At 68.9% G+C, this 4818-nt stretch carries 5 protein-coding genes, 1 tRNA gene and 1 other RNA gene; 6 read left to right on the top strand and 1 reads right to left on the bottom strand.

Going from position 1 to position 4818, the window contains the following annotated elements; translation table 11 throughout:
- Positions 1-22: 22 nt before the first annotated feature.
- A tRNA-Ser gene (locus MOQ72_RS43840) sits at positions 23-108 on the bottom strand.
- Positions 109-414: 306 nt separating this feature from the next.
- Here MOQ72_RS43840 and MOQ72_RS43845 point away from each other — a divergent pair.
- The 6 genes from MOQ72_RS43845 (at position 415) to MOQ72_RS43870 (ending at position 4669) form a co-directional block, all read left to right on the top strand.
- The gene (locus MOQ72_RS43845; protein WP_242191984.1) at positions 415-768 is read left to right on the top strand and encodes a DUF4190 domain-containing protein; all 354 of its coding nucleotides are present in this window, start codon (positions 415-417) and stop codon (positions 766-768) included.
- A gap of 315 nt (positions 769-1083) precedes the next feature.
- Positions 1084-1278: a hypothetical protein gene (locus MOQ72_RS43850; RefSeq protein WP_242191985.1), complete on the top strand. Its 195-nt coding sequence runs from the start codon at positions 1084-1086 to the stop codon at positions 1276-1278.
- A gap of 50 nt (positions 1279-1328) precedes the next feature.
- Positions 1329-1859 (top strand): NUDIX domain-containing protein, encoded by a 531-nt coding sequence (locus tag MOQ72_RS43855; protein ID WP_308198078.1) that lies wholly within the window; start codon positions 1329-1331, stop codon positions 1857-1859.
- Between the two features lie 230 nt (positions 1860-2089).
- Positions 2090-2266, top strand: coding sequence for a transcriptional regulator (locus MOQ72_RS43860; RefSeq protein WP_242191986.1), 177 nt, complete (start codon positions 2090-2092; stop codon positions 2264-2266).
- A gap of 44 nt (positions 2267-2310) precedes the next feature.
- An RNA gene (ffs, locus tag MOQ72_RS43865) (signal recognition particle sRNA small type) lies at positions 2311-2405 on the top strand.
- 107 nt (positions 2406-2512) lie between these two features.
- Positions 2513-4669 carry a DNA polymerase III subunit gamma and tau gene (locus MOQ72_RS43870; RefSeq protein ID WP_242191987.1) on the top strand — a complete coding sequence of 719 codons (2157 nt, stop codon included), beginning with the start codon at positions 2513-2515 and terminating at the stop codon, positions 4667-4669.
- The last annotated feature ends 149 nt before the right edge of the window (positions 4670-4818 follow it).

Here is a 4818-nt window from a genome sequence, read left to right on the forward strand (position 1 = left end):
GCGTGGCCGGGGCTCTGACCTGCGGAGGATACGGGATTCGAACCCGTGAGGGCTGTTAACCCAACACGATTTCCAATCGTGCGCCTTAGGCCGCTCGGCCAATCCTCCGCTCGGAAGCCTAGCAGGACGCTGGCTGAGCAGCGGCTATGGGTCGTGACCTGCGGCGACGCTCCGGCGGCGGCTGGCGTCGTGATCTTGCACGGCGCTCGGGGACAACACTATTCGAGGGTTTGTGAGGGGCCCGCGCGCGAGCGAGGCGGGACTCGCAAAACGGCAGCCAGATGTTCCGGGTGCGCAGCCATCGCCAGGTGCGGCACCTCGAATCGTTACCGCACTCGCGAATTCGTCCGAACGGACTCCGAGACGTGGACGGCGCATCCATAATCGGCCGGGTTGATCTTCGAAGGGGGAAACATGACGAACCCACCAGGGTCGTCCTCGGCGTCAGACGAGACGCTCCATCCGCCGGAACCGCGCAGCAATGGTCTAGCCATCGCCTCGTTGTGCGTTTCGCTGGCCGGGCTCGTCACCTGCTACGGCGCCGTCTTGCTCGGGTTGACCGGAGCGATCCTCGGGCATATCGCGTTGGGGACGATCAAGCGCAACCCAGGTCAGTACCGCAACCGGGGTGTGGCAGTCGCTGGCGTCGTCGTCGGCTGGATCGCCTTCGGCCTCGTCGGCATCGGTTTGACTTTCTTCATCGTCACAGCGCCCGACCAATTCGCCGACATCCTGCACGGCATCTTCAGGACGATCTCCGGCGGCTAGGTGAGTGCGAATTCGGGGTGCCTGAGTGCCGCCAGCTTTTTTGGGACCGGTCCCCCGGTTGGCTTTCTATGATCCGCCTATGCGGAACAGATTGATGTGGGGATCTGGCGTTGTTGCTGCTCACCGGCTGCGCGGCGCCAGAATCAGACCCGCCGCCCAGCCCGAGCTCTGCCCCGCTGCCTGTCCCTCCGCCGCCGTCTCCCGAGCCGACGACGAATGTCGAGGAGTGTTTCGACGGTCTTTGCACGATCCGGGTGTCGCAGGGCGTGGTGGTACCACTGGACACCAACACCCTTTCACCTGTCCTCGTTGACCGTGTCCGCCCTTGCTCCGAAGGTCGTGTGCCAGGTGGAAGCCGCGGATGGCACCTTCACCCTGGAACTCCAGAACCTGGGCGACAGCGCGGCTGCCGGATTCGAGAACACCACCCCGCTGTGGGTCACTCTTGACGAGCGAGCGAACGACAACGGGCACGCAATGCTGACCATGCGGACGACCGAGCCGCCGTGATGGGCGAACTACCTTGTCGCGTTGCAGTGGGGAACGCGACGCTGGGGGGTGTGAATTTCAAAACGCTTTCGTCCAGAGTCGTGTACGAGAATCCGTGGCTGTCACTGCGCGAGGACCGGGTCGAACGCGCGGATGGGTCGAGCGGTCTCTATTCGGTGATCGAAAAGCCTGACTTCGCGCTCGTCATTCCCGCGGAAAACGACGGGTTCCATCTCGTCGAGCAGTACCGGTATCCGGTCCTGGGGCGGTCGTGGGAGTTCCCGTCGGGTTCGTTGCCGGACGGCGCGGTCGGTACTCCGGAGCAAGTGGCTGCCGTTGAGCTGGCTGAGGAGACTGGTTTTACCGCGGACCGACTGGAGAAACTCGGCTTCGTACATTGCGCGAACAGCATGACCGGTGAGGGTGTCCACGTGTTCCTCGCGACCGGTCTGACGCCGGGCGAGCCGAATCGCGAGCAGACCGAGCAGGACATGCGTCAACAGTGGTTTCCGCGGACCGAAGTGGAGCGGATGCTGCGTGACGGCGTGATCACCGACGGCCCTTCCCTGGCGGCGTATCTGCTGCTGACCCTGCGGAAATAAGGCGCATGACCGGGTCTGCTCGGCCCGCGACGGTACGAGTTGGACACCTGCCTCACCGGCCGGGATTTGGTGGAGTCTTGGCAGTGGCATCGGCCGGGACATCGCGGAAGGGACGGCGCGGACATCATCGACTCGGTCGTCCACCCGTTGCTCCGGCTGTCGATCTGCGTGCTGCTGGCCGGGGGCGTGGACTGGGTGGAGTTGCGGGCGGTCCGGGACTCAGCGACTCGATGCTGTCGAAGCACTCGCGGGCGCTGGAGGAGGCCGGTTGCCTGGAGGTCCGCAAGGGTGCGGTCGGTCGGCGTCCGCGGACTTGGTTCCGGCTCGCCGACCAGGGCAAGAAGGCGCATCGCGGGCACGTCGAAGCGCTGCGCCGGATGACGGAGAACGTGCCAGCCGATCAGTAGCCGGGGCGCTTTCCCGGCCGATACCTTCGTCGGGTTACACTGAACGCGGACCTCGTGCGGCGTCCATCCTGTGAACTCCCCCAGGGCCGGAAGGCAGCAAGGGTAAGCGGGCTCTGGCGGGTGCGCGGGGTCCCCTTTTTTTGCCCGGCCGTGCCTGAGCAGGTCGGATCGGCCTGCTTGCTCCTGGATTGGCCGCGTGCCAAGGTCCTGTCCGAGTTGTCAGCCTCACCGCGTAGGGTTTCGACCGTGGCGCTCGCCCTCTACCGCAAGTACCGGCCTGCGACCTTCGCAGAGGTCGTCGGGCAAGACCACGTAACCGAGCCGCTGCGGACCGCGCTGTCCTCCGGGCGGATCAACCACGCGTACCTGTTCTCCGGGCCGCGCGGTTGCGGCAAGACCTCCAGCGCCCGCATCCTCGCCCGCTCGCTGAACTGCGCGCAGGGCCCGACCGCAGACCCGTGCGGGGAATGCGACTCGTGCGTCGCGCTGGCACCCGAAGGCTCGGGCAGCGTAGACGTCGTCGAGCTCGACGCGGCCAGCCACGGTGGTGTGGACGACACCCGCGAGCTGCGCGACCGGGCCTTCTTCGCGCCCGCCCAGTCGCGGTACCGGATCTTCATCATCGACGAGGCCCACATGGTCACCACGCAGGGCTTCAACGCCCTGCTGAAGATCGTCGAGGAGCCGCCGGAACACCTGATCTTCGTCTTCGCCACCACCGAACCGGACAAGGTGCTCACCACCATCCGGTCCCGGACCCACCACTACCCGTTCCGGCTGATGCCGCCCGGTGTGATGCGCGAACTCGTCGAACGCATCTGCGGCGAGGAGGGCGTGCAGGTCGAGCCCGCGGTGTACCCGCTGGTGATCCGGGCCGGTGGCGGTTCGGCCCGCGACACGTTGAGCGTCCTCGACCAACTGCTGGCCGGGGCGAGCGCCGAAGGCGTCACCTACGAGCGCGCGGTGGCGTTGCTCGGGGTCACCGACGTCGCGCTGATCGACGACATGGTGGACGCGCTGGCGGCTGGTGACGGTTCGGCCGTGTACAGCACCGTCGACCGGCTGGTGGAAGCCGGGCACGATCCGCGCCGGTTCGGTTCCGACCTGCTCGATCGGCTGCGCGACCTGGTGCTGCTCAACTCGGTGCCGGACGCCGCGCAGCGCGGTCTGGTGGACGCGGCCGGGGACGAGCTCACCCGGATGCAGAACCAGGCCGAACAGCTCGGCGCGGCAACGCTTTCCCGGTTCGCCGAGATCGTCCACACTGGACTTGCCGAGATGCGCGGCGCCACCGCGCCCCGGCTGCTGCTCGAACTGCTCTGCGCGCGGATGCTGCTGCCCACTGCGTCGGACTCGGAAACCGCGCTGCTGCAACGGTTGGAGCGCGTCGAGCGCCGGATGACCATCGCACCGGGCGAAGGTGCCGCCGAGCCGCAGGCAGCCGCCGCGCCAGCGGCGGATGGCGAGGAGCGGCCACGGCGCGTCTTCCAGCGGCCGCACGAGCGCGCGACGCAGGAGGCGGCCGAGCCGCCGCGTGCGGAGCCAGTGCGTGCGGAGCCGCCGCGCGCCGCGACGCCGCCGAAGGCGGCTGAGCCTGCGCCTGTCCCGGCGGAGCCGCCTGCGGCCGCCGAGGAGCCGCCTGCGGCCGCCGCGGAGGCGGCTCCGCCGGCGGGGCGGTTCGACGCCGCCGAGGTGCGGCGGGTGTGGACCGAAGTTCTGAAGGCCGTCGCGACGCGGAATCGTCCGACGCAGGCGCTGTTGCTCAACGCCACCGTGCAGGATCTCAACGGCGGCACGCTGGTGTTGTCGATGCCCACCTCCGGGCTGGTCAAGCAGCTCGCTCAGCAGCGGCGACTTGACTTCGTCCGGGAAGCGCTGCAAGAAGTGCTGGGTGGTGAGTGGGACATCCAGTGCGTCGAGGCCGGTGCGGCTCCGCCCGCCCCGGCGCGTCCGGCCGCGCCGAAGCAGCCGCCGCAGCGGCGGGAGGCTCCGCAACGCCGGTCGGCCAACCAGCAGGGCGAGGCCGCAGCCCAGCCACCCGACAGCCCGGCCCCCGGCGGCCAGGCGGCCAACGGTCGGGTCCGGAGCCAGCCGAGTCCGCCAGCGCGTCAGGGTTCGGTGCCGCGTCCGCCGGAGCCGGACGACATCCCACCGCCGCCCGAACCGCCGGACGACGAACCTCCACCGCCGGACGACGTACCGCCACCACCTCCGGAGCCAGCCCGGCCACCGGAACCGACGAGCATCCCGAAACCGCCAGTCGCCGATGACGACGAGGATCCCGAGACGATGCTCGCCGAATCGTCCCCGATGGACGATGCGACGCGATTGGGCCCGGACCCGGAAGCCGCGGCAGTCGAACTCTTCGAACGCGAACTCGGTGCCCGCCGCATCGAGGGCTGACTCGCTCCACCCGAGCGCAGGGGTGGGCCAATTTTAGCGGAATTTAGCACCCCCCGGGGGGGGGGGGGGGGGGGCGGGGGGGGGGCCCGCCGGGGGGGGCGGGGGGGGGGGGGGGGGGGGAATTTGAGGGGGTGGTGATTTAGCCAGGG

It is taken from the genome of Saccharopolyspora soli, from assembly GCF_022678645.1.
Taxonomy (GTDB): domain Bacteria; phylum Actinomycetota; class Actinomycetes; order Mycobacteriales; family Pseudonocardiaceae; genus Saccharopolyspora; species Saccharopolyspora soli.

Coding starts and splice junctions, on each gene's coding strand:
- MOQ72_RS43845 (WP_242191984.1), top strand. CDS start 415: ATGACGAACCCACCAGGGTCGTCCTCGGCGTCAGACGAGACGCTCCAT.
- MOQ72_RS43860 (WP_242191986.1), top strand. CDS start 2,090: ATGCTGTCGAAGCACTCGCGGGCGCTGGAGGAGGCCGGTTGCCTGGAG.